The sequence below is a fragment of the Streptomyces sp. NBC_01571 genome (genome assembly GCF_026339875.1).
Lineage (GTDB): Bacteria > Actinomycetota > Actinomycetes > Streptomycetales > Streptomycetaceae > Streptomyces.
On record NZ_JAPEPZ010000001.1, the window covers coordinates 353,834 to 376,077 of the forward strand.

The 22,244-nt window shown below is 68.2% G+C and carries 24 protein-coding genes and 5 pseudogenes; 13 read left to right on the top strand and 16 right to left on the bottom strand.

All coding sequences use genetic code 11. The annotated features are described in order from the left end of the window. Window positions 1–576: 576 nt before the first annotated feature. Entirely contained in the window at window positions 577–1,344 is a 768-nt protein-coding gene (locus OHB41_RS01665; RefSeq protein ID WP_266696147.1) for a DUF6292 family protein, read from the top strand. 91 nt (window positions 1,345–1,435) lie between these two features. Here OHB41_RS01665 and OHB41_RS01670 read toward each other — a convergent pair whose 3' ends face one another. Beyond that, a complete protein-coding gene (locus tag OHB41_RS01670; RefSeq protein WP_179436318.1) occupies window positions 1,436–1,591 on the bottom strand; it encodes a hypothetical protein in 156 nt (51 codons plus the stop codon). A 151-nt stretch (window positions 1,592–1,742) separates the two neighbouring features. Between OHB41_RS01670 and OHB41_RS01675 the strand changes: the two genes are divergently transcribed. Continuing rightward, the gene (locus OHB41_RS01675; RefSeq protein WP_266696148.1) at window positions 1,743–1,913 is read left to right on the top strand and encodes a hypothetical protein; all 171 of its coding nucleotides are present in this window, start codon (window positions 1,743–1,745) and stop codon (window positions 1,911–1,913) included. Window positions 1,914–2,667: 754 nt separating this feature from the next. On the opposite strand, the gene OHB41_RS01680 is transcribed toward OHB41_RS01675, so the two are convergent. Then, a complete protein-coding gene (locus OHB41_RS01680; RefSeq protein ID WP_526024877.1) occupies window positions 2,668–3,192 on the bottom strand; it encodes a SpoIIE family protein phosphatase in 525 nt (174 codons plus the stop codon). A gap of 15 nt (window positions 3,193–3,207) precedes the next feature. On the opposite strand from OHB41_RS01680, the pseudogene OHB41_RS01685 reads away from it, so the two are divergent. Next, window positions 3,208–3,451, top strand: a pseudogene (locus OHB41_RS01685) (transposase); the annotation flags it as partial. A 16-nt stretch (window positions 3,452–3,467) separates the two neighbouring features. Here OHB41_RS01685 and OHB41_RS01690 read toward each other — a convergent pair. Then, on the bottom strand, window positions 3,468–4,799 hold the full coding sequence (locus OHB41_RS01690; RefSeq protein ID WP_266696149.1) for an MFS transporter: 1,332 nt from the start codon (window positions 4,797–4,799) through the stop codon (window positions 3,468–3,470). A 426-nt stretch (window positions 4,800–5,225) separates the two neighbouring features. On the opposite strand from OHB41_RS01690, the gene OHB41_RS01695 reads away from it, so the two are divergent. The 4 genes and pseudogenes from OHB41_RS01695 to OHB41_RS01710 all read left to right on the top strand — a co-directional run bounded on the left by OHB41_RS01695 (window position 5,226) and on the right by OHB41_RS01710 (window position 7,776). Next, a complete protein-coding gene (locus OHB41_RS01695) occupies window positions 5,226–5,420 on the top strand; it encodes a trypco2 family protein (RefSeq protein WP_266696150.1) in 195 nt (64 codons plus the stop codon). 432 nt (window positions 5,421–5,852) lie between these two features. Continuing rightward, on the top strand, window positions 5,853–6,161 hold the full coding sequence (locus OHB41_RS01700; protein ID WP_266696151.1) for a hypothetical protein: 309 nt from the start codon (window positions 5,853–5,855) through the stop codon (window positions 6,159–6,161). Window positions 6,162–6,218: 57 nt separating this feature from the next. Beyond that, window positions 6,219–7,457: pseudogene (locus OHB41_RS01705) on the top strand (IS3 family transposase). Window positions 7,458–7,629: 172 nt separating this feature from the next. Beyond that, complete coding sequence (locus OHB41_RS01710; protein WP_323138342.1) at window positions 7,630–7,776, top strand: hypothetical protein; 147 nt, start codon at window positions 7,630–7,632, stop codon at window positions 7,774–7,776. 83 nt (window positions 7,777–7,859) lie between these two features. Here the strand turns inward: OHB41_RS01710 and OHB41_RS01715 are convergent. The 6 genes and pseudogenes from OHB41_RS01715 to OHB41_RS01740 form a co-directional block, all read right to left on the bottom strand. Beyond that, a pseudogene (locus OHB41_RS01715) lies at window positions 7,860–8,432 on the bottom strand (IS30 family transposase); the annotation flags it as partial. Then, complete coding sequence (locus tag OHB41_RS01720; protein ID WP_266696152.1) at window positions 8,348–8,923, bottom strand: helix-turn-helix domain-containing protein; 576 nt, start codon at window positions 8,921–8,923, stop codon at window positions 8,348–8,350. The gene OHB41_RS01720 and the pseudogene OHB41_RS01715, both read right to left, overlap by 85 nt. Window positions 8,924–9,027: 104 nt before the next feature. Beyond that, on the bottom strand, window positions 9,028–9,180 hold the full coding sequence (locus OHB41_RS01725; RefSeq protein ID WP_266696153.1) for a hypothetical protein: 153 nt from the start codon (window positions 9,178–9,180) through the stop codon (window positions 9,028–9,030). 126 nt (window positions 9,181–9,306) lie between these two features. After that, window positions 9,307–9,432, bottom strand: a complete 126-nt coding sequence (locus OHB41_RS01730) for a hypothetical protein (protein ID WP_266696154.1) — start codon at window positions 9,430–9,432, stop codon at window positions 9,307–9,309. Further along, entirely contained in the window at window positions 9,429–10,475 is a 1,047-nt protein-coding gene (locus OHB41_RS01735; protein WP_266696155.1) for a BN159_2729 family protein, read from the bottom strand. Before OHB41_RS01735 ends, OHB41_RS01730 begins: the two co-directional genes overlap by 4 nt. Further along, window positions 10,472–11,020 (bottom strand): sigma-70 family RNA polymerase sigma factor, encoded by a 549-nt coding sequence (locus tag OHB41_RS01740; protein ID WP_266696156.1) that lies wholly within the window; start codon window positions 11,018–11,020, stop codon window positions 10,472–10,474. The genes OHB41_RS01735 and OHB41_RS01740 overlap by 4 nt, the downstream gene beginning before the upstream one ends. A 630-nt stretch (window positions 11,021–11,650) precedes the next feature. On the opposite strand from OHB41_RS01740, the gene OHB41_RS01745 reads away from it, so the two are divergent. Together OHB41_RS01745 and OHB41_RS01750 are read left to right on the top strand one after the other, a co-directional pair. Next, window positions 11,651–12,127: a transcriptional regulator gene (locus tag OHB41_RS01745; protein ID WP_266696157.1), complete on the top strand. Its 477-nt coding sequence runs from the start codon at window positions 11,651–11,653 to the stop codon at window positions 12,125–12,127. A 4-nt stretch (window positions 12,128–12,131) separates the two neighbouring features. Continuing rightward, window positions 12,132–12,635: a hypothetical protein gene (locus OHB41_RS01750; protein ID WP_266696158.1), complete on the top strand. Its 504-nt coding sequence runs from the start codon at window positions 12,132–12,134 to the stop codon at window positions 12,633–12,635. A gap of 322 nt (window positions 12,636–12,957) precedes the next feature. Here OHB41_RS01750 and OHB41_RS01755 read toward each other — a convergent pair whose 3' ends face one another. From OHB41_RS01755 to OHB41_RS01785, 6 genes and pseudogenes are all read right to left on the bottom strand, one after another. Then, window positions 12,958–13,224 carry a 2'-5' RNA ligase family protein gene (locus OHB41_RS01755; RefSeq protein WP_266696159.1) on the bottom strand — a complete coding sequence of 89 codons (267 nt, stop codon included), beginning with the start codon at window positions 13,222–13,224 and terminating at the stop codon, window positions 12,958–12,960. 88 nt (window positions 13,225–13,312) lie between these two features. Further along, window positions 13,313–13,978 (bottom strand): DEAD/DEAH box helicase family protein, encoded by a 666-nt coding sequence (locus OHB41_RS01760; protein WP_266696160.1) that lies wholly within the window; start codon window positions 13,976–13,978, stop codon window positions 13,313–13,315. 11 nt (window positions 13,979–13,989) lie between these two features. Beyond that, window positions 13,990–14,954, bottom strand: a pseudogene (locus OHB41_RS52235) (CRISPR-associated endonuclease Cas3''). Between the two features lie 424 nt (window positions 14,955–15,378). Then, a complete protein-coding gene (locus OHB41_RS01775; protein WP_266696162.1) occupies window positions 15,379–15,681 on the bottom strand; it encodes a putative quinol monooxygenase in 303 nt (100 codons plus the stop codon). Between the two features lie 42 nt (window positions 15,682–15,723). After that, window positions 15,724–15,943: pseudogene (locus OHB41_RS01780) on the bottom strand (GH32 C-terminal domain-containing protein); the annotation flags it as partial. A 14-nt stretch (window positions 15,944–15,957) separates the two neighbouring features. Next, complete coding sequence (locus OHB41_RS01785; RefSeq protein WP_266696163.1) at window positions 15,958–16,920, bottom strand: carbohydrate kinase family protein; 963 nt, start codon at window positions 16,918–16,920, stop codon at window positions 15,958–15,960. 252 nt (window positions 16,921–17,172) lie between these two features. Between OHB41_RS01785 and OHB41_RS01790 the strand changes: the two genes are divergently transcribed. From OHB41_RS01790 to OHB41_RS01805, 4 genes are all read left to right on the top strand, one after another. Further along, a complete protein-coding gene (locus OHB41_RS01790) occupies window positions 17,173–18,189 on the top strand; it encodes a sugar ABC transporter substrate-binding protein (protein ID WP_266696164.1) in 1,017 nt (338 codons plus the stop codon). Window positions 18,190–18,335: 146 nt separating this feature from the next. Further along, window positions 18,336–19,331 carry an ABC transporter permease gene (locus OHB41_RS01795; protein WP_266696165.1) on the top strand — a complete coding sequence of 332 codons (996 nt, stop codon included), beginning with the start codon at window positions 18,336–18,338 and terminating at the stop codon, window positions 19,329–19,331. Further along, window positions 19,328–20,164 carry an ATP-binding cassette domain-containing protein gene (locus OHB41_RS01800; protein ID WP_266696166.1) on the top strand — a complete coding sequence of 279 codons (837 nt, stop codon included), beginning with the start codon at window positions 19,328–19,330 and terminating at the stop codon, window positions 20,162–20,164. Before OHB41_RS01795 ends, OHB41_RS01800 begins: the two co-directional genes overlap by 4 nt. 76 nt (window positions 20,165–20,240) lie before the next feature. Further along, window positions 20,241–21,272 carry a LacI family DNA-binding transcriptional regulator gene (locus OHB41_RS01805; protein ID WP_266696167.1) on the top strand — a complete coding sequence of 344 codons (1,032 nt, stop codon included), beginning with the start codon at window positions 20,241–20,243 and terminating at the stop codon, window positions 21,270–21,272. A 261-nt stretch (window positions 21,273–21,533) separates the two neighbouring features. On the opposite strand, the gene OHB41_RS01810 is transcribed toward OHB41_RS01805, so the two are convergent. Continuing rightward, on the bottom strand, window positions 21,534–22,109 hold the full coding sequence (locus OHB41_RS01810) for an Imm21 family immunity protein (protein WP_266696168.1): 576 nt from the start codon (window positions 22,107–22,109) through the stop codon (window positions 21,534–21,536). Window positions 22,110–22,244 lie beyond the last annotated feature (135 nt).

A 22,244-nucleotide genomic window follows, 5' to 3' on the forward strand; every position in this document is an offset into this window, starting at 1 on the left:
CCGGTGCGCGCGCCCGCAGCCGACGCCTTCACCGAGGTACCGCTTACTGACTTCACTGCTGGGTACCACGAACTGCACTTACGGGTGGTGCCACTGCGGTCCTGCTCACGGCGGCCCCTGATCACTGCGGGCCACCCGGTCCGGTTGTCAGCCCCGTCGCCGTCCTGCAACAACCCTGGCTCCGAAACTCCACCACCGCACCGTCCTGCGCACTGCAACTACATGCTGCTACCTGGCAGTTCGTGTCTGCCGGGTCCTGCTGTCTTCCTGGCTACGAGAGAAACCATAACCAAGCCACCGCCCAATGTCTACTCCAGCCAACATAGATTTCCGCACGGCCCGTGAGAAGGTAATCGAGCTCGAACAACCACGGCCGCTCCCCCGGCACCGCCGCGGCGCAACACAGGGAGCAGTGCGAGCCGCGCCGGTTTCAGGTCGGTACCCTCACCGGCCGTCGTACCCCGTGGACGCGAGCCGGGACGGGCTGCCGGGCGCCCGCTGCGCCGGACGCCGATCCGGCCCGGCACGATCTATGGCGACGTCACCGTCCGATCCCGACAGCGGAGAGAGAGTTCCGTGGCCAGCGAACCGAGCCCCCAGATGTCAGCTGAGCTCGCGAGGCGGGCGGGCCACTACGCCGCTGCTGTCGCCGAGTGCCTCCTGGAAGCGGATCTGCCGGTGACCGGGATTCAGAGTTGCGGTCCCTGGCGCGACACGGACGGCGAGTACCTCGACGTCGAGGCCGGCATCTCGTTCACGCAGGCATTCCAGGACCGGCATGGCGGGGGCGACTGCGGGCTCCACTGGGCGGGCACGTCCGGCTGGTGTCTCTACACGGCCGACAAAGAGGACCGGTACCTGTCCGGTGTCCGGTGGCCCGGAGCCGGCCTGCTTCCCGAGCCCCGGCTCGTCACGGCCTTCGTCGACGCTTTCCGTCTCGACCCGGGCGGGGCCGGCAGCGGCGAACAGCCGTCCTACCGACAGGAGGGCCACGACTTCCCCACGCTGCTGGACAGCCTGGCCCCCTACCTTCCCGCCCAGCCCTACCTGTTCGAGGAACCCCAGATCCGCTTCGCCGACCTGCACAGGTGCGCCTACGAAAACCGCGTGCGCCGGGCGCTCGTCTCCCGCGCCTCCGACCCCCTGACCCACCTGTACCTCCGCCAGGGCGAGCTCACAGCCCTCCTGCACATGCTCGAGTACACCGAAAGCACCAACCCCAGTGCTCTCAACAGACTGCTGGCCGCCGACCTCAGCGCCCGCGCAGGCCGGCCCCCTGAAGCCGCAGAAACACACAAGAGGGCCCTCCAGGAAGCGGACCACCGCCGCCGACAAGAACCATGACCCCCAGGCGGGCAGCGAAGAGGCAAACGCGGCGGTCGCCGCCGCTCTCTACGCCGCCTCGACAGCCTTCTCCAGGTACTCCCTCGCGGCCCTAGCCTTTGGGCAGCTCGGCCCACACGCGTGCGGCCATCTCATCGGCCTCGTCCTGTGGGGTCCCCGCCTGCACCAGGATGATCCCGCAGGACTGGTCCGGGAATGTGACCTCCCGCATCTCCGTACCCAGCGAGCCCATCGGCTTATCCGACATGGCGGCCTCCCTTCGACGGCTGCCGCCCAGGCTAAAGGGAAAACACACACAAGACGAGGACCCTCCACCCGACGGACTACAACCCAGGTGTCAAAGCCAACAACCGGGGATGCAGGCTGCTGCCCGCGGCCGCTCGCTGTAGAAATGGGCGATGACCGTGTGCGGGAACAGCTTCGACGGCACAGCACCCAAGGCGTTCAGCCGCCCTGCGCCCGAGGGGACCGTCGACGTCGCGCTCTGCACAACGGCGTCCGCCGACGCGGTGGTCGCCACGCACCCAGAGGCCGAACCGGAGGACGAGCCGAACGGCGCGCCCGCCTGAGGCAGAGCACCGCGTCGCACCGCGGGTGCGCAGGCGACAGCACACACCGGGCCGCCCGATGAGCAACCGACGTCCCGGACCGGCCAGTTGCGCAGCAAGCCGCTGCGCAAGGCGTCGACAAGCCCCGGTCACGGCAACCACGCCCGGCGACGCGCAGGGACTGCGCACTGCCGTACCCCGACCACAGGCCCGACCATGGCAGGTCGCAGCGTTGCGCAGCCCATGCGCACCGGCCTGCGCAATCAGTCCGGTGGGACTGCGCAACGGCCGGATGAAGGCAGTGCGCTCACCCGGTGTGAGCCGTGGTGAGGCCACACCAGAGCCCACACCACACGCCGGACGACCCTGCCCTCGTTCGGCGGCGGGACGCAATGCACCGCCAGGTGGAAGGGATCCGGGGTGACCTGGACGCTGCCCGAGCCGATGCTCACCACGCCCGACCTACGGCCGGGATGGGCAGGCGAGCCGAAATGGGACGGTTCTCCAGACACCTCGTGATGTCTCATTCGGGTCCGTCCGCAGCGGCCGGGGAAGGGCGGCAAGTCGGGCTTCCAGGAAGAGGCGCGACGCGTGCCACTCAGCGGCAGCCCGGCACTGCCCGGGAGAGCACTGTGGTCACGGCTGCTGCTTTGCGCGGCCGGCTGAGGCTTGTTGGGCGTCCGCGCCGGAGCTGACGTGTCGTTGGGCCTCCTGGGGGCCGTGCCAGTCCAGGCACATCACGGTGGCATCGTCTTCGAGCCTGCCGCCGGCAGCGTCACGGACCGCGGACGTCAGCATCAACCAGTGCCTGGTCGGCGCGGTGGGCCTGTTCGGCCAGGTCGGCTCCGGCGCGGCGGGCGCCGCGCCGAGCGCTCACCAGGACCGTGGCGGCCAGGGCGGCGTCGATGTCGTGGCCCATGGGGTCGGTCACGGACACGTGCAGCGTGTCCCGGTCCAGGGTGTAGCCGAAGGTGTCGCCGCTGAGGTCCCCGGAGGGCTCCAGGCTCCCGCACAATGTGAACTGCGCGGCCTCGCACGACAGCGACAGGGGGAGCAGCTGGTACTGGATCTCCGCTGCGAGGGTGGGCGGTCTGGAACGTTTGCCCCAGGTGTAGAAGTCGGTGAATCGCTCGTTGGCGATCACGATGTAGGCCAGGACATGGGCGGCTTCCCCGACCTCATCAAGGATGTCCTCGCCGGGAGCGGCCGGCAGAAGCAGTTCCAACAGCCCGATGGCGTCCCCGGTTGGTGACCGGCCGACCGTGAGCCGGGCCGCGGCCGCCAGGAACGCCGTGTTCAAGTCGAGGCCGACCGCGAACGGCAGCGGGTCATCTGCAGCACGAACGCGATCGAGGGCGTCAACGCACGCATCCGCCGAGCTGTTCGCGCCCGCGGGCACTTCGCCAACGAGGCCGCCGCCCTCAAGTGCATCTACATGGCGCTGACGAGCCTGGACCCGACCGGGAAAGGGCCGCAAGCGGTGGACCATGCGCTGGAAAACACCCCTCAACGCGTTCCAGATCGCCTTCGAAGGACGCCTGACCCCGAGCAACAACTGACCATCAACAACCAAGATCAGCCGACCGGTAAATTGGCACGCCCAGTCCGGTCGGCCGGTACGGGTTCCGGGTGCAGGAGGTCCAGCCGGCGCAGGGCGGTGCGCCGCTGCACCACCGACAGGCCGGCGACGGTGGCGCCGAGCACCAGCCAGCCGGCGGGGCCGGCGGTCATCACGGCGCCGGTCAGCAGCAGCGGGCCGGCAGACTTCTGCACGGACTGCGCCATCCCGGCCACGCCGAGGTACGAGGCACGGGCGTGCGGGGGCGCGAGGGAGACGGCCAGCTCCCAGGAGCTCACGGACCGGATCAGCTCGGCGCCGGTGACCAGCATCGCAGCGACGAGCAGGGCGGCCGAGGCGGTCCAGGCCCCGCCGCCGGCGGCGGCCAGGACCGCGCAGCAGGCGAGCAGCGCGAGTCCGTACAGGCCCACCGCGCGCGCAGCCTGACGCGGTTCCTCGACGCGGGCCGAGACCCGTAGCTGCAGGGCGACCACGAGCCCAGTGTTGATCACGAGGAAGGCCGGGACCACGGCGTGCGGGGCCGCGGTGTTGTGCACCAGCCACAGCGGCAGTCCGACGTTCAGGATCGAGTCGTCGAGGCTCATCACGGTGTCGAGCAGGACGAACCGGAGGTAGCCGGGGTCGCGCCACGGGCTCGCCGCGACGGCGGCCGGTTCCGCGGCGCCGGCGCCGTCGGTGCGCTGCACCACCCGGCCGTGGCCGTGCGGCTCGCGGGTCCGGGCCACCAGTACGGCGGCCGCGAGGAAGGACAGGGCGTTGGCGATGATCAGCGCCTGGTAGGCGGAGCGGGTCGCGACGGCGAGCCCGAGCGCGGCGATCCCGGCGCCGACGGCGTATCCGGCGTTCGCCACGCTGCGGAACAGTGCCTGGTAGGTTGTGCGGCGCTCGCCGGCCACGCGGGTGGCGAAGAGCATCTCCAGCGTCTTGGCGGCCCGGTCGCCGAGCGAGGTGAGGGCGACGACCGCCAGCAGCGGGCCGAGGCCGTGCGCGAAGAGCAGTGCGCAGAGCGTGACCAGCCGTAGCAGGTGGCTGACGATGAGAAGCGTGCGGACCTGGAACCGGTCGGCGAGGTGGCCGGCGAGGGGGGATCCGGCGATGCCGGCGACTCCGGCCACGCCGAGCAGCAGGCCCAGCTGCCCGGCGTCGAGTCCGGCGACGAAGGTGAAGTAGAGCACCGAGGAGGCGGCCCACACACCGGTTCCGGTGCGGTCCAGGAGCTGGGCGAGCAGCATGATCCGTGCGTCCCGGCCGCCGGGCGGCCGCCGCAACTGGGCCAGGAGGCCCGTTTCCCCCGGTCGAACCTTCCCGGCCCCTGCGACGCCCAGCATCCTGAATCCTCCGTGCCCCACGCGAAAGTATCTTGATGTCGAGATACTGCGGGAAAGCCTGCCCCATACCTATCTTGACGTCAAGATAGGTATGGGGGTGCCCCTTCGGGATTGGTCAAGGGGATGGGGCGGGTTGTGTGGTTCGTAGAAGGTGCCGTCTCGGAGCATGGCGAAGAGGACGTCGGCTCATCGTCGGGCGAGGCAGAGGCGGGCTTGGGTGTGGTGCTTGCAGGACGAAGCCGCAGCGGCCAAGTTCTTGGAACCGCTGGTGCTGGTCGAGGACTTCAGACGCTGCGAGGACTTCGGCGCCGCAGCAGTGCGCATGCTCGACGGCTTCGTCTCCGCCCGTGACCGCCTGCCCCAGCCGGAGGCGGCTGCCCGGGTCGGCGGGGATCCGCAGGTGGTGTTCGCCGTGGGCCGGTGGAGATGGAGTTCGAGGTCGAGCTGCGGGCGGACGCGGAGGCGAAGGCCGGGTTCAAAGTCTGGGCGGTCGGCGCGGAGACCGAGGCCGGCCTCTCACGCGGGCGCACGCACCGGGTGTCGTTCACCCTCACCCCGAAGCTTCCCGACGGCACCGAGGTCCTGGTTGACGGTTCGGATAGGGCTGTGGGGGGGGTGTGATGGACCAGGGACGCCTGGCCGGGGTGAGCGCTCAGGGCGGACCGGGTTCAGGGTATGTGGTGGGGGGCCGGCTGGTCCTGACCTGCGCCCACGTCACCGGACTCGGCGGAACGCGGGTGAAGGTCTTCCATCCGGGCGGGGACGGTGAAGCGGGCGGAACGGTGGTGTGGTGCGGTACGCCTGGTGGCCGGGACGATGCCGCGCTGGTCCCTCTCGATGACGATCCGTGCTGGCGGCCGCCTGCCAGGCCGGTGCGCTGGGGCCTGCTGGTGACGTCGCGGCCCGGTACCAGCTGTGAAACCTGAGGTGTGCCGGACAGCGCACAGCGATCCCGTCTCGTGGTCGAGGCGGAGCTGTTGGAAGGCAGGCTGAACCCGGGCATTGGGTTCGTCGGCAACCAGTACGTGATGGATCTGCGCCAGCATCCCCGCAGTGGTCGCCGGACGGAACCTCGCCGCGGGGTGGCTGTCGGGTGCGGCCATGGTGTGCGACTGCCTGCTGACCGGCGTCGTCGCCTCCCTGAACAACCTCTCCAACCGGTTGGGGGAGGCGGGCCTGGCCGCCAGCGAGGAAGCCGTCCGCCACTACCGGGCACTGGCCAATCTGCATGGCGATCTGCCCCAGAAACTGGGCGCGGCAGTGCCGCCAGTGGGCGGCTGGCGTTTCGCCTCCGTTCCGCCGACGATGGCGATGGCCGATGGGTTCGGCTCTCCCGCGATCAAGGTCGGGGCCTCCCCCTGAGTGGTGGACACGCTGATACTGGATCTGCTTGATCCGGAGGAAGCGAGAAGACCGCCGATGGCGATGAAGGACTATTCGGACGAGTTCAAGGCCGATGCCGTGGCCCTGTACGAGTCCACACCCGGGGCGACCTACAAGAGCATCGCCGCCGACCTGGGCATCAACCGGGCGACCCTGCGCGAGTGGGTGCTGCGGGACCGCGAACGCCGCGGTGTCACCGCCACGGCTGCAAAGCCGGCCGTCCAACCGGGGGCGGCGGTGCCGTCCGACGCTCCGGACGAGCGGATCCGGCAGTTGGAGGCCCGGGTGGCCGAGCTCGAGGCGAGTGAGCGGAAGCTCGCGACCGAGCGGGACATCCTCCGCAAGGCGGCCAAGTATTTCGCCGGAGAGACGAACTGGTGATCAGCCGCTTCCAGTTCGTCGACGACCACCGGGACACCTACGAGGTGAAGCGGCTCTGCCACGTCCTGGACGTGAACCGGTCCAGCTACTACAAGTGGCTCGCCGGCGCCGAGGCCCGGGCCGCCCGGCAGCACAAGGACCGGATCCTGGCCGAGGAGATCCGCGAGATCCACGGCGAGTCCGGCGGCGCCTACGGCTCCCCGCGAGTGACCGCCGAGCTCCGCGAGATAAGGACGGCGGGTCAACGAAAAGCGGGTCGCCCGGATCATGCGGACGTTCTCGATCACCGGCATCCGCCTGCGCAGACGCGTGCGCACCACCGTCCCGGACCCGGCAGCCTCACCGGTTGCGGACCTCTTCCAGCGGGACTTCACCGCCGCCGATCCGGGACGGAAGTACATGGGCGACATCACGTATCTCCCGCTCGCCGGCGGGGAGTTCCTCTATCTCGCGACCGTGCTGGACTGCTTCAGCCGCAAGGTCGTCGGCTGGTCCATGGCCGACCACATGCGCACCGGCCTGGTCGCCGACGCGCTGCGGATGGCAGCCGCGACCCGCGGCCGTCTGGACGGCGCCGTGTTCCACTCCGACCACGGGGCCCAATACGGATCCCGGGCCTTCGCCGACCTCTGCTACCAGCTCGGGGTCACCCGCTCGATGGGCGCGGTCGGCACCAGCGCCGACAACGCGGCCTGCGAAAGCTTCCACGCCTCCCTGAAACGCGAGACCCTCCAGGGCGCCCACGACTACGGTGACGCCGGCACCTGCCGCCGGACGGTCTTCGCCTGGCTGACCCGCTACAACACCCGCCGCCGGCACTCCGCCAACGGCCACCTCAGCCCCAACGAATACGAACACCGACACCACACCGCTAAACTCACGCTCGCCGTGTGATCAATAACCGCGTGCCCACCTTCACGGGGGAAGGCCCGTCTGCCCAACCGACGACTATGCCGAGAGTGTTGCACCTGCATTCACGCGAACGAGGCTCTCTTGACAATCCACTCCGCATAGTCGCGGTCTCGGCATAGGTCGATCTATGCGGATATCCGCATAGATCGACGAAGTGGGTTACATCCCCTTCGAGCCCGAGGCAGCGAACTTGTTCTTCCAGTTCATCTCTGGCCGCTACGAACGCGCCTCGGTGATGGCAGATTCGCATGATCGTCGCAACGTTGCAGGCTCAAGTGCCAGAGCCGCGGTGAATGCCTGAGCCGGGGTCTGCCAACTCAGTGTCTTGCGGGGTCGATTGTTGAGCCGGTGCTCAATGGCACGGAGGTCGTCAGCGGTGTGCAGGGACAGGTTCGTGCGTTTGGGCAGGTACTGCCGGACCAAGCCGTTCGTGTTCTCATTCGTCCCTCGCTCCCAGGGACTGCCAGGGCGTGCGAAGAAGATCCCGTCCGTGAAGTAGCGCGCGAGTTCATGATGACGGGCCATCTCGGAGCCCTGGTCCCAGGTGAGGCTCCGGCGCGCCCGTTCCGGCAACGTGCCGAGGGCTGCGATGAGGGCGTCACGCAACTGCCCGGCGGAGTGCCCCTCCCGCAGCGGGACCAGGCAGAGATCGCGGGTTCGCCGGTCGACGAGCGTGGCGACAGCAGACTGGCTGCGGGCGCCCACGACGAGGTCGCCCTCCCAGTCACCGAGACGCTCGCGCAGCTCGATGACCGGTGGCCGACGGTCGATGAGGTCGGCGGGTGCAACGAATCGGGGCATGCGCTGGTCGGGGCGGCGGCGCTGCTTTCTCAGCGGCCGGCCGGTACGAAGTTTCCTGGTGAGGGTCCTGCTCAAGCCATCCTTGGCACCTTGGTAGAGGGCTCGGTAGATGGTCTCGTCGCAGAGGTGCCGTGCCGCTCGGGACGGTCGGGCCAGCGGGTCCTGAGATGGGCGGCGATCTGCTCCGGGCTCCACTCCATGTCCAGCTTGGACTGAACCTCTGCTTTGAGCTCGGGATCAGTGGACAGTTTGGATCGTCGGGGACGTCCGGCCCGTTCGCGGCCACGGTGGTGGGCCAGGTCGGCGTCGTATCTGCCGTAGTCGTGTGGACGGCTGTTGCGCCGCAACTCACGGCTGACCGTCGACGGTGCCCGTCCGAGCAGGCCGGCTATTTCCCGGATCGCCAGGCCGCGACCGCGCAGCGAGGCGATCCTCCGACGCTCCAGCAGCGACAAGTACCGCCCCGAACACGAGGCTTCCGGGAGGTAATCCGGTTGCAGGCCACCGTTCTCCGCCCGCCACCGGTAGCCCGTCTTGCGCCCGATCCCAAGGCGCCTGCACGCCTCGACGCTGCCCACCCCGGCCGCCAGAAGACGCCAGTATTCGGCCTCGAGCTCCAGCCTGCGCTTACGTCCCCGCCTCGCCATCAACACTCCACAATGATCAAGGAATGTTGCGACAAGCGTTAGAACCCAAGCGCCGGAATCGCCTCACATTTCAAGCGTCGCCGACAGGCGTTCAGTTGCTGGGCCTAATCCGGCGTTACGTAGGGCAGGTTCTCGATGCCGCTGGCGACCTGCTGCCAGGCTCCTGAGAACTGGGTCCGGCGGGCGTTGACCGTGCTGGCCCGGTTGAGCCACGTCTCCCACAGTTGGTGGGCCAGGGCCTCGGAAGCGTGGGACACCTCCGCATCCCTGACGAATCGCCGAAGGAGAAGCCGATGTGCTTGAGCCGCCACGGCCTGCGTCGGCCGGGCGCGTCACCGGCTTCCTCGAGCGCCATCGAACAGTGAGGGGGCCTGGTTGCTGATCTAATCCGAGAAGATCTTCTCGGGGTTGCACTCGGTGGCGATTGCATCCAGCTGTATTTGGAGCACTCGAGCCAGGGGCTTGGTGAAGGGCGTCCAGCCGAGGTAGGTGTCCGTGGCGAGGTTCATGCCTCGCCTCCAGCCACGTTGGCTGTAGGACCGGTGGCAGGCAGTTCGACAAGACTCAGCGGTCCGTTGCTCACGATGATCGATCCGAGCGGGTACATCGGTCCGTCTGTGCCCCGTAGACACAGCAGCGGCATCCCGCTCTCCTGCCGCTCGCCGAGGTAGGACCAGAAATTGTCGAACCGGTCGCGGTATCCGCGGGTGAGGTCGTAGATCCGTCCCCACATCATGAAGGGCTCGCCTGCGGCATCGGCCGCCTCTTCGAGCAGCCGCGGAACTTCGTGAGCGGTGAGGTGAATCTCTACGCCCTCGACGGTTCCGACAGCGAGCTGCGCGTATCCCGCCTGATGGCTCGTGACAGCGATAGGAGCGCCGATCGCTGTCAACCAATACCCCCAGTCGTCGAGCGAGGTGGCCTTGATTGCGACAGTGACGCAATCCCTATGGGCCGCTACGGCTGACAGCTCCGGGCGCGTCGCATGGTCAGACTGCAGCTTGGCCGCAGCCGTGACAGCACGAGCGTATTCCTCGGACCAGTCCGCTGGATATGCGTCCGGCTCGACCACAGTCGCCTCGTCGGCGGCGATGGCGGCGGAGGGACGCATCTGCGGCAGCCGGTCTTCGACGAGCTCCGGCGCCGGCGCGTGTTCGCGCGGCGTGTTCGGCGATTTGACGCGACGCACGACCCGGGCGCCGGCTGCATCCGGTGCAAGGGACGCAGGGTCCGGTTCGCGGTCGTGCTGGGGCTCCGGACCGTCGTGCTCGGCCAGGAGACCTCTGAGGTGCAGGACGTCTGCGATCTGCATGGCAACAGCACGGGGGTAGCTGCAGTCGTCGACGATGGAGTCGACGGCCGCCTGATAGATCGCTGTATGGCTACGCCGTGCCTCGAATTGCGCGCGCAGGCGCTTGAGGGCCTCCGCTCCGCCAGGCTCCACCAGCCGTCCTTGTCTGTCCAGATCGACGATGAATTTTGCGGCCAGCCTCTGCAGCCGCTCAGACAGCTCTCGTTCCGTTGTGGTCGGGATATCGAGAATGGTTGTCACGCTGACCCCTCCTCATAGACGGCACGGAGTGACTGAACGGCCCGATACTGGAGCGTCTTGAGCGCGCCAGTGTTGCGTTCTATTGCGAGGGCGGCCTCGGCCACCGAGTGATCCTGCAGGTAGCGCAACTCGAGAACCTGGCGTTGAGGTGGCAGCAGTCGGGCGAGTGCCTGCCGGACCAGGTCATCTTCCATGTGCTTTAGTACAGCTTCTTCGGCGCTGTCGACCGTCGCGTCGTGATCTCGCATGTCGTAGACGGGGAACTCGCGACGCTGAGAGCTCTTGAAGTGGTCGGCAATCTTGTTTCGGGCGATGACGCTCAACCAGCCGCCGAACCCGGCTCCGCGCCAGGAGAATGCACCTGTGCGCAGCCAGGACAATGCACGAAGAAAGACTTCGCCTGTAATGTCTTCGGCCAGCGCTCGGTTTCTCCCGACGCGGTGGTAAACGAATCTGAAGATCGCGCGGTGGTGCTGCCGGTACAACTCGGCGAAGGCGTCCGGGTCGCCCTGCTGGGCACGGGCGACGAGGTCCGGTTCTCTCATGTCGCCACCGGGTGACATTTCGTGAGGCTCTGCCGTCAAGGCCTGCTCCGTTCAAGAGTGGATGAACTGTGGTGGGCCGGCATTGCGAGGGTTGCTCCCGGCCAAGCCCGACCTGGGGGTGGCCTCCGTGCCTCAGGACGCGCTCTTGGAGCGCCCCATGGGTCGGGAGGACGGGCGGCGCCGGCAGTGGCGTGCTTCCGTCGCCGAGGAGGCCCTCGATGGAGCAGCCGTAGACGTTCCGGAAGGCCCAGAGGCCGCCGAGGCTCGGTTTGGTGCCTCCGGGTCCGAGCCGGTGGAGGGTGGATTTGCCGCCCCCCGACCGCGCGGCGATGCCTCTGTTGCCGGAGTCTTCGGCCCGCGAGGAGCACGGCCATATCAAAGCGGAGCATGGATGGGGGTCTCCCTCACATCAACTCTCACGAGTGCGACTTCACTCGCGCGTGTGAGATTTAAGCAAATAACTCGCATGGGCGCAACTTCTCTACTCATGTCGCATGAAACTTTTTTCGACGCGGGCGGCTCCTGGGCTGCCCTGTCTGGCCTGGGTAAACGCATGCGAGTCCCTGACCTGCGAAAACGCATGCATGAGACTTCTGTCTAGGTAGCTCGCATGCGCGCTACTCTCCGAACATGCGCAGCATGGAAGAGCCCCACCAGGAGACACGCGAGGAGCGAAAAGCTCGCGTGAAGGCCTTCGGCGCCTATCTCACGCGGAAAGCGATCGAGGCCGGCTTCGACGTGAGGCCCTACAAGGGAGGCCGGGCCGAGCTGGCCCGTCTGCTCGATACGAAGCCCACGACGATCTCGCGGACCCTCGACGGCGAGACGCTTCCCCTTCCGCAGCAAGTCACGAAGTGGGCAAAGATCCTCCGCGTAGATCCACGGGAGATGTTGGTTGAAAGTGGTGCGCTTCCTTCAGAACATGGGCCCGATCAGTCAATTCGGGCGGTACCCTCATCAACACTCACCCCGGAAGACGCAGCCGACGCATGGGGGATCTCCGATCCCAAAATCCGCTCAATGCTCCTCGGAGGCATCGAACACGCCATCCAGCTGCAAAAAGAGACGGACGCCGCGGAGGGCCGGGGAGCCGTGGCAAGGGGGTAGGACAGTGGCGTACAGACTGGTGATCGCGTCCACTGCTGGCTGCACTGCCGGCGGAATACTGGTCGGCGAGGGCGTCTTCCGTCACACCTGGGAGTTGGCCGCAGGAGGAACCGGGTTCCTGTCTGCCGGCGCGGTCGGCTTCCTGGCCGCGACCATGCGTTCGCTGCTGGTGCTCTCCGAGGCGCGGACTCGGCGGGACCTCAGTGAGATCGCTGAGGAGCGGCGGCGGTTGGAGTCGGACATGCGGGCGCGTGAGCGGGCCGTGGAGCAACTCGAGTACGCCGTGGACCGTCGGGTTGTCGTGACCGCAATGCGGATCGCCAGTTATGCAAGGGCCCTGGACGACACAAGGGATGAGAACGAAAGCCTGCGGTCGCGGATCGTCGAACTGAAGCACGAGATCGATGAGGTCAACGACGAGAGGAACCAGCTGATCACGCAGGAGCTGGTCGCGGGCAACGACCGCTTCACCTCGAAGTGCCTGTTTTCTGCCCCCGGTTGCGAGTAGCTTCGACGTCGCAACTGCAAACGGTCATTTCAAGCCGCTTTCTGTCGCGATCTTGTTGCTCCAGAGATGTCGGCCCTTGTTGCCTGTGACCATTACGGGTAATTGCTGCTGATCTTGTAGCCGCTGTTCCCGGAAATCGGTCAACTGTGCGTGTCGGCTCAAGCGGTGCGGGGCCTGGGCATGCGAACCGACAAGCTCGTATTCGCCTACCAGGCTGGGCTACACCTCGCCGCCGCCTTTCTCTGGACATGGCGATGGCTCCGACTACGAAGGTCGGCCTCGGCCTCCTCCAGCACGGCATCGTCTTGCCCCTGGGCGATGGTCAGATGCGGGACGACCTCGTCGAACTGCCCCCCCCGAACGGCGGGTTCTGCGGCCACCGGTCCGCGACCGCCTCGGTGAGCCGGCGGAACGGGATGTCCGGTTCGGGGACGAGATACAAGATCCCCGGGAATCGCCCGCAGTGCTCGAACCGGGCCTCGAAGGGCCGGTGACGCCCGATCACTTCTCCGATGTCAGCGAGGGCACCGCTGTCGATGCGGCTCTCGTCGAGGAACGGGAAGACCGGTCGGCGTCGGTGAACAGCCATCCCGGGTAGGAGGGCTGGACACGGCTGGGCTCGGTGAAGCCGGCGCCGCGCCGGTAGGCGTCCACAAGAGCCGTCGCGGTGCGCCCCGTCAGGTCGCCGACAGCAGCACCACCGGGGCCCGCAGCGCGCCGAGCCACTCCAGGAGACGCACCATGAGGGTCTGCATCCACGGGCCGTACGCGTGGGCCTCGTCCACGATCAGCACCTTGTCTGACAGGCCGAACAGGCGCAGTGCGTTGTAGGAGACCGCCAGCACGGCTGTCAGCGCCTGGTCGATCGTGCCCGCGCCCAGCGGGGCCGCGAACCCGCGCTTCCCGCCCCGGCGCAGCCACTCCCGGGCCTCCACCGCCGTGGCGGCCGCGGCGCTGAACGGCGCCTCCCCGTCGTCGCTCCCGCCGGCCACCGGCTCCGGCGGGAGCGGACCGTGCAGCAGCCAACTGTCCGGCGAACCCGCTGTCCTCTCGCCGTCCATGACGGTGCTCAGCCACGCGGCCGCGTGCATCAGCAGCAGAGCCCGCTCCCCCGTCATCGCCCGCTCCGCGAACGCGGCCACCCGCGGGAACATCCCGTCCGCGGTCGCCATCGTCGGGAGCGCAAAATACAGGCCCCGGGCGCCGGAAGACACTCCCAGCACCGAAGCCGCGAACAAAGCGGCCTCCGTCTTCCCGTCCCCCGTCGGCGCCGTCACCAGCACCAGCCCCGAGGCCCCCTCCCCCACCACCGCGGGCAGCACCTCCGCGATATCGCGCTGCAAGGCGTGCGAGCTTAACGGGAACAGGCTGGCGAACGACAGGTCCGGCCCCGCCGGGAACTCCGCCCGCCCCAGCCGCGCCGCCGCGACCGCCCTCGCCGCGGCCGGCACCGCCCGCCCGCCCGCCCGCAATGGGCATCCAGCTGCTCCGGCGACCCCGGCCATCCGCGGCCCGGCAGCAGCAGCACGATCCAATCCACACTGCTGGCCAGCCAGTCGGCCAGCACCACCAGACCGTGCACCCGCACCGCAGTCGCCGCCGACAGCTCCCCCGCCGGGACCGCCGTCACGCCCACCACCCGCGCCAGCTCCTCCACATGCCTGCGCCGCTGCTCCCCCGCTGGTACTCACCGGCCCGCGCCGCCTGTCGGGCAGGCACCACATCGGCGAAACAGCCGTGATGCCCCCCCAGCATCTGCGCCACCTGGTGCGGCAGACTCCGCGACTGCGGTCTGCTCACCGGATACCCGAGCTCGGCCAGCAGCGAGACCAACGCCCAGTGCGTCCCCTGCTCGTGACGGAACGACCGCAACCCGTCAGCACCCACTGCCGCCGCATAAGACCCGCCGTCCACCAAAGACCTGTAGGCGGCCGGCACCTGCGCCTGAAACGGCGGCGTCGCCTTCCCGAGGTCGTGGAGCCCCGCCCAGAACGCCAGCACCCCGCGCGCCTGCGCCACACTCAGCCCAAGCTCCGCGGCCACCCCCTCCCGCAGACGCGGATGAAACAACACATCCCGCAACTCACCGAACACCGCCGCAACATCCAACAGATGACAGATCAACGGATACGGAGAAGGAAGATCCCGCTCCTTACCCCACACCCGCGCATCAAGCCGCCCCCCGACAACCACCCCATCGCGGCTCATACGGACAGCTGTAGCACCGGCCACTGACAGAGGCAGCTGACCTGCACACACGCCCCGGCCCACCACCCCACGCGGTAGCCTGCACACAGGGGCCACCGAGACACGATCCATCAACCCAGGCCACCAGCAAAGCAGATGACCACCACACACCGCTCTGGCAAAGAAACGACCAAGCTCCCCAACGACGCAGGTCACGAAGTGTCGGCTCCGCGCGAGCGGAGGTGTCCCGCCCGCAGCGACGAGCCGTCGGGTCTGGGTGGTATCGGCTCCGTGCGAGCGGGGGTGTCCCGCGGCAGTTCGTCCACCGGCAGATGTCCTGTGCGTCGGCTCCGCGCGAGCGGAGGTGTCCCGGCGAAGTTCGAGGCGGTGTCCCCGGCGCAGTTATCGGCTCCGCGCGAGCGGAGGTGTCCCGCCAGGACGTCATCAAGCCGTGGTACAACACCTGTCGGCTCCGCGCGAGCGGGCTTGCCCGGGTGCGGGAATACCGTGCGCGGCCTGATTGAGGGATGCCTGCCTTGGCGCTGCCAACGGCCCGCTACGAATGCGTGGCCAGCGGGTTCAGGAACGTCAGCACCGAGGCGTCCTCCTCGATCAGCGGGGCGAGTGCGGCGTTGAACGGACCGCCGTACGGGGCGTTCAGGTGCGCCTGGAAGGCGTCCTCGTCCCGGTATACCTCGAAGATCCAGAAGGCGCGCGGGGCGGCTACCTTGATGTAGACGTCGAAGGCGACGTTCCCTTCTTCCTCGCGCACCTTCACGGCGTAGTCCCCGATCAGACGGGCGACCTCGTCCTGCGCTCCCTCGCGGGCGGTGAACTCGGCGAGCAGGGTCTTCTTCACAGTCTCGTTCTCCTTGTCAGTGGTGGACGTCGGACTAGAGGGTCACTTGTGGGCAGAGCCGAGGTGCCAGACGACGGCCTTGTCCAGTTTCACCGAGCCGTTCTCGGCGAAGACCTGCACTCCCTGGCTGGCGGGGTCGGGGAAGATCTGGTCGGTGATCGCGACCTCGCCACTGCCGCCGAAGACCGACGGACGACCAGTCGACGAGGATCCGCAGCTTCACCTTGCCGTTCTCGGCCTTCAGCGGTGCGGTCTGGATGCCGGCATGCTCCCCCGTTACGCGTGGTCGGCAGTGGCGAGCTGCGCCAGCCGGCTCTGCCACGGCGGGTTGGGGCCGGCAACAGAGCAGGTCAGGGCCGCTACCTGGACGGCGAACCGGCATGCTTCCGCGACGTCGTCGAGTCGAAGTTCCGACAGCCGGCCGCCGAGGAGGCCGCGGGCGCCGAGGTGGTGCAGCAGTCCGGCAGTGAAGGAGTCCCCCGCCCCGACCGTATCTGCGACGACCGTCGGCACGGCGGGCACCTGAATCCGTTCGCCGTCGAGCGAGGCCAGGACACCGTCGGCACCTCGCGTGATCACGACCAGTCGCGCCCCGGCCGCGTGCCATGTGTCGCACGCCTGCTCGGGCTGGGTCCCCGGCAGCAGGAGCTCCAGGTCGTCCTCGCTCAGCCGGAGCACATCGGTGAGGGCGCACCAGTGCGCCAGCCGGGCACGGTAGACGTCGGGGTGCACCAGCAGGGGCCGGACGTTGGGGTCGATGCTGATGGTCCTGCCGGCAGCGGCCGTAGCCAGGAAGTCCTCAACCACCGCTGCGCCGGGCTCCCGGACCAGGGCCAGTGACCCGGTGTGCAGACAGGTGGTTTCGGACAGGTCCACTCGCGCGAGTTCCTCGGCCGTCCACTGCCAGTCGGCCGTGTTCTGCGCGTGGAAGGAGAACGCGGCCTGCCCCTGGTCGTCCAGTTCCGCCACGGCCAGCGTGCTGGGCTCAGCGGCCCGGACGGCACTCGACAGGTCCACACCGGACGCCTCCAGATGGGTGCGGAAGAGGCGGCCGAACACGTCACCGGACAGGCGCGCGAGGAAGCGGGCCGGGGTGCCGAGCCGGGCCAACGCCACCGCCGTATTCGCAGGCCCGCCGCCAGGCAGGACCCGTAGGGCGAGTTCGCTCGAGGTACTTGCGGGTTCGGCGAAGGCGTCCGCGACGCACTCCCCCAGGACGGTGATCTGACGCAGGCTCATGGGCTGCTCTTCTCTCACGAACGTACGAGTGAAACCCGGACGCGTCGCGGCACAGTTACCGGACGGCTCCGAGTGGGCGAGGGGCGCGGGCGTTGCCGATTTGTGACAAGTGCAGGGCATTGACGTTTCCGGGAGATGGAGTCCATCATCCTCGCCAGGAAGTGTCAACGATGACATAAGTCAACGATGACACCCCGGGCGGCATGCTCTGAACCCGACCCCGTGCCGCCCGCTATCCCCCAGGAGTCGATCATGTCTCGCACCACTCGCCTGTCCTGCTCCCTCCTCAGAACCGCCGCTGTCGCGGGCGTCGCAGCTCTCACCCTGACGGCCTGCGGATCAGGCTCCGGATCGACTTCCACCGGCTCCGGTTCCGGCGAGGTCAAGGTCGGTCTGATCACCAAGACCGACACCAACCCGTTCTTCGTGAAGATGAAGGAGGGAGCCGAGAAGGCCGCGAAGGCCGAGGGCGTCAAGCTGATGACGGCGGCCGGCAAATTCGACGGCGACAACGCCGGTCAGGTCACGGCCATCGAGAACATGGTCGCCTCCGGCGTGAAGGGCATCCTGATCACCCCGAGCGACTCCAAGGCCATCGTGCCCGCGATCGCGAAGGCCAAGGCCAAGGGTGTCCTGGTCATCGCCCTGGACACCCCGACCGAGCCCGAAAGCGCGGTTGACGCCCTCTTCGCCACCGATAACCTCAAGGCTGGCCAGCTGATCGGCGAGTACGCCAAGGCCGCCATGAAGGGCAAGACGGCGAAGATAGCCGCCCTCGACCTGGCGCCGGGCGTCTCCGTCGGAGTTCAGCGGCACAACGGTTTCCTGAAGGGCTTCGGCTCCACCGACAAGGACGTGGTCTGCGCCCAGGACACCGGCGGCGACCAGGCCAAGGGCCAGACGGCGATGGAGAACTGTCTCCAGAAGGAGCCGGGCATCAACGTCGTCTACACGATCAACGAGCCGGCCGCGCTGGGCGCGTACACCGCGCTGAAGGCCAAGGGCCGGGAGAAGGACGTGCTGATCGTCTCCGTCGACGGCGGCTGCACCGGGACCCAGGCGGTCAAGGACGGCAAGATCGCCGCGACTTCGCAGCAGTACCCGCTGAAGATGGCCGCCGAGGGCGTCAAGGCCGTCGTGACGTACGCCAAGGACGGCAAGAAGGCGTCCGGTTACACCGACACCGGCGTCACCCTGATCACCGACAAGGCGCAACACGGAGTCACGTCCAAGGACACCGCCTACGGCCTGGAGAACTGCTGGGGCTGAGTCGGCCCCTGAGGCCCATACGACTCCGCCTCTTCCTTCAGCGGCGCGGCCGTCCCTTCCTCCCTGACCGGGGACGGCCGCCTGCTTGTCCTCTTGTCCTCCGACCAGGGAGGGCAACGACTTCTGTCTTCCGACAAGGACTTCGCATGACAGCCACGACCACGCCGTACGCCGAGCTCAAAGCACCGACCGCGGCCCGCAGACTGCTCACGGCGCCGACCACCGGCCCGCTGGTCGCCCTCCTCCTTGCCTGCGCCTTCTTCTCCCTCTCCACCGACCAGTTCCTCACCGGCGGGAACTTCTCGCTGATCGTGCAGCAGGTCATGGTCGTCGGCACCCTCGCCATCGGACAAACCCTGATCATCCTCACTGCGGGCATCGACCTGTCGTGCGGTGCAGTGATGGCCTTCGGCAGCATCGTGATCGCCAAGATGGCGGCCGAGGGCTCCGTCCCACCGCTCGTCGCGATCGCGCTGGGCCTGGTCGTCTGCGGTGGCTTCGGGCTGCTCAACGGGCTGCTGGTGCAGAAGATCCCGCTGCCGCCGTTCATCGTCACCCTCGGCATGCTCAACGTGGCGTTCGCGCTGACCCACATCTACTCCGAGGAGCAGACGGTCACCAATCTGCCGGGCCCGCTGACGGCGCTCGGGGAGACCTTCCCGCTCGGCCACACGGACATCACCTACGGCTCCCTGGTCACGATCGCCCTGTTCCTCCTCCTCGCCTACGCGCTGAGCAGCACCGGCTGGGGCCGGCACGTGTACGCGCTGGGCAACAGCCCGGAAGCGGCGCGGCTGAACGGCATCCGCACTTCCCGGCTGACCATCGGCATCTACACCGTGGCGGGTCTCCTCTACGGCATCGCCGCCCTGCTGCTCGTCTCCCGCACCGGAGTTGGCGACCCGCAGGCGGGGCAGACCGACAACCTCGACAGCATCACCGCCGTGGTCCTCGGCGGCACCAGCCTGTTCGGCGGACGCGGCTCGGTCCTGGGCACCTTCATCGGCGTCCTCATCGTCGGCGTGTTCCGCAACGGTCTCCAGCTGATGGGCGTCGCCTCCATCTACCAGACCCTGATCACCGGAGTCCTGGTGATCCTCGCGGTGACCGTCGACCAGCTCTCCCGGAAGAAGGCCCGATGACCGCCACCTCCTCCCTCACGCCCGTGCTGCAGGCCCGCGGTCTGGTCAAGCGGTACGGCCATGTCACCGCCATCGACGGCGCAGACTTCGACCTGCTCCCCGGCGAGGTTCTCGCCGTGATCGGCGACAACGGCGCCGGCAAGACCAGCCTCATCAAGGCCCTCACCGGCGCGGTGCACCCCGACGCGGGCGAGATTCGCCTCAACGGCGAGCCCATCACCTTCTCCGGCCCGCAGAGCGCCCGCGCCCACGGCATCGAGACGGTCTATCAGGACCTCGCCGTGGCCGCCTCCATGGACATCGCCTCGAACATGTTCCTCGGACGTGAACTGCGGCGCCCCGGCGTCCTCGGCAACGTCTTCCGCATGCTCGACAAGAACCGCATGCGCCAGGAGGCCGCCGAGCACATGGCCGACCTGAAGATCGGCCTGCGCTCGCTGACACAGTCGGTGGAGACGCTCTCCGGCGGACAGCGGCAGGCCGTGGCGGTCGCCCGCTCCGTCGCCTGGGCCAGCAGCGTCGTCGTCATGGACGAACCCACCGCTGCCCTGGGCGTCAAGGAGTCCGGCCAGGTTCTCGACCTCATCCGCCGAGTCCGGGACAAGGGCATGCCGGTCGTTCTGATCAGCCACAACATGCCCCACGTCTTCGAGATCGCCGACCGGATCCACGTCCACCGCCTCGGTCGGCGTGCCGCCGTGATCAAGCCCTCCGACTACTCCATGGCCGAGGTCGTCGCCATCATGACCGGCGCTCTCACCGTCGACGAGGCTGGAGATACTGTCGTAGCGGATTCTGAGGCCGCGAAGGCCGCCGGAGTCCAGGCCACCTGACAGCTCAACCCAGCTCTCGCATCTTCCGGCCGAGGCCGCGGCCGGAACCGAGAGCTCTCAGGAGACGGTTCCCTCCATGGCAACCAACCGCCGCCCCACCCTGGCCGACGTCGCCCGCGAAGTAGGAGTCAGCGCCAAGACGGTCTCCCGAGTCCTCAACGAGGACGGACCCGCCTCCGCGCAGACCAGGGAACAGGTGCTGTCCGCAGTGGCCAAGCTCGGCTTCCAGCCGAACCTCATGGCCCGCAACATCCGCGTCGGCGGCCCGGACACCACCATCGGCCTGGTCATCCCCGACCTCGCCAACCCCTTCTTCGGAGCGGTGGCACGCGCCATCGAAGACACCGTCCGCGAGCGCGGCCTGACCCTGCTCATGGGCTCCTCCGCCGACGACCCAGAGCGCGAACGCGCCCTGACGGACAAATTCCTCGCCCGCCGCGTCAGCATCCTGATCGTCGTCCCTTCCGTCGGCGCCGACCACTCGCACCTCAAGTCCCACCGTACGGCGGGACTGCCTGTGATCTTCCTTGACCGCCCCGGAGTGGGCCTGACCACGGACAGCATCGTCAGCTCCAACCGGGCAGGAGCCCACGACGGCGTCGCCCACCTCATCACCCACGGACACCGGCGCATCGGCTTCGTCGGCGACCTGCCCATGAAGCTGTACACCCGCCGCGAACGTCTGGTCGGCTACCGCTCGGCGCTGCAGGAAGCCGACATCCCCTACGACCGCTCGCTGGTCGCCAATGCCCACGACCAGCAAGGGGCCGGGGCCGCGACCTCCCAGCTCCTCGGCCTGGCCAATCCGCCCACGGCCCTGTTCGCCGGCAACAACATCATGGCGCTGGGCATCGTCGCCGAACTGGCCCGCAACGAGCGCAAGGACGTCGCCTTCGTCGCCTTCGACGAGGTGCCGCTCGCCGAGGCACTCGAGCCGGCTCTTACGGTCGTCGCCCAGGACGCGGAAGAACTCGGCAGAACAGCAGCGACCACCGCGCTGACCCGCCTGGACGGGGACCGCAGTCGAGCCCGCACCATCACCGTTCCCACCCGGCTGATCGTCCGGGGTTCGGGCGAACTCCCTGTCCCCGCGCTGCGGGACGCGTGACCTGAAGTCGGCTCACTGACATGGCGCTCCTCGGCATGGCTGCGAACCCGCAGACGGCACTGCCCGGAGAGCAAGGGCAAAGAGGGTCCGGACCCAGCCGGACGATGCGCGGCCTTGCTTGATCTCTGCACACAGATGCCGCCAGCAGTCCTTCAGCGTCTGCTCGGCATCAGCCCCACAGCTGCCGAACGCTGGGCCGCCGGGGCCGTCAGGTCCGCGTACGCAGCCGAAGTGGCTCGCCGATCAGACAGCTGAGACCGATTACGCAGGAAGGAGCTGGACGATCCCCACCCATGGAAAGTCGCCCGTCTTGTGAAATGCACGAACGCTCCAGCGTCCCGCCGGCACGGAAACTTGGGCCTGTTCCGGCAAGCCTCCCTGATCCGGGCACTCCACGGCCAGGTCAGCTCCGGCTACAGCGGAGTCCAGGAGAACCGCTGCCCCATCGGTCTCCCAGACCCCACAGTCTTCCCAGTCGGTTGCGGAGTCCTCCATGACGGCCTTGGCAGCTTCAAGCAGCTCGGCATCAGAGTCGGCGGCAAGCCACCGTAGGAAGACGTTCTGCTCAGGGAGGTAGCAGGTCGTGGCGGGCTCGTCGGCCAGCACCAGCCCGGATCCCTCGGTGCCGACCGCGATGATCCCAGCCCAGCCCTCCACGTCACAGGCACGGTCGTAGTCATCGGGAACGTCGGTGCCGCCGACGATCACGCCGTCTTCCGTGCATCCGCCCCAATGGTCCAGCGCAGAGACCGGGATGACGATCAATGGGCCACCCATCGACTGCACCCAAGCGAGATCGGCACGGGCGTGACGAGCGACGTTGCGAGATGCGGTCATGCGATCAGTCTGCCCTGGTCCACTGACAGCGCCTGAAGCGCTATTCCACACCGACGAGCGGGTGTGACTGGTAGAGATAGCGGTCGCTTGGCCACGATATTTGTCACCCGCCCCGGCTCGGCGGGCTGCCATCAT

Excerpts from the sequence above, each read along its gene's own strand:
- OHB41_RS01670 (WP_179436318.1), bottom strand. The coding sequence starts at position 1,591 with ATGTCGGATAAGCCGATGGGCTCGCTGGGTACGGAGATGCGGGAGGTC.
- OHB41_RS01675 (WP_266696148.1), top strand. The coding sequence starts at position 1,743 with ATGACCGTGTGCGGGAACAGCTTCGACGGCACAGCACCCAAGGCGTTC.
- OHB41_RS01690 (WP_266696149.1), bottom strand. The coding sequence starts at position 4,799 with ATGCTGGGCGTCGCAGGGGCCGGGAAGGTTCGACCGGGGGAAACGGGC.
- OHB41_RS01695 (WP_266696150.1), top strand. The coding sequence starts at position 5,226 with ATGGAGTTCGAGGTCGAGCTGCGGGCGGACGCGGAGGCGAAGGCCGGG.
- OHB41_RS01720 (WP_266696152.1), bottom strand. The coding sequence starts at position 8,923 with ATGGCGAGGCGGGGACGTAAGCGCAGGCTGGAGCTCGAGGCCGAATAC.
- OHB41_RS01730 (WP_266696154.1), bottom strand. The coding sequence starts at position 9,432 with ATGAACCTCGCCACGGACACCTACCTCGGCTGGACGCCCTTCACCAAG.
- OHB41_RS01740 (WP_266696156.1), bottom strand. The coding sequence starts at position 11,020 with ATGAGAGAACCGGACCTCGTCGCCCGTGCCCAGCAGGGCGACCCGGAC.
- OHB41_RS01745 (WP_266696157.1), top strand. The coding sequence starts at position 11,651 with ATGCGCAGCATGGAAGAGCCCCACCAGGAGACACGCGAGGAGCGAAAA.
- OHB41_RS01755 (WP_266696159.1), bottom strand. The coding sequence starts at position 13,224 with ATGGCTGTTCACCGACGCCGACCGGTCTTCCCGTTCCTCGACGAGAGC.
- OHB41_RS01785 (WP_266696163.1), bottom strand. The coding sequence starts at position 16,920 with ATGAGCCTGCGTCAGATCACCGTCCTGGGGGAGTGCGTCGCGGACGCC.
- OHB41_RS01790 (WP_266696164.1), top strand. The coding sequence starts at position 17,173 with ATGTCTCGCACCACTCGCCTGTCCTGCTCCCTCCTCAGAACCGCCGCT.
- OHB41_RS01795 (WP_266696165.1), top strand. The coding sequence starts at position 18,336 with ATGACAGCCACGACCACGCCGTACGCCGAGCTCAAAGCACCGACCGCG.
- OHB41_RS01800 (WP_266696166.1), top strand. The coding sequence starts at position 19,328 with ATGACCGCCACCTCCTCCCTCACGCCCGTGCTGCAGGCCCGCGGTCTG.
- OHB41_RS01805 (WP_266696167.1), top strand. The coding sequence starts at position 20,241 with ATGGCAACCAACCGCCGCCCCACCCTGGCCGACGTCGCCCGCGAAGTA.
- OHB41_RS01810 (WP_266696168.1), bottom strand. The coding sequence starts at position 22,109 with ATGACCGCATCTCGCAACGTCGCTCGTCACGCCCGTGCCGATCTCGCT.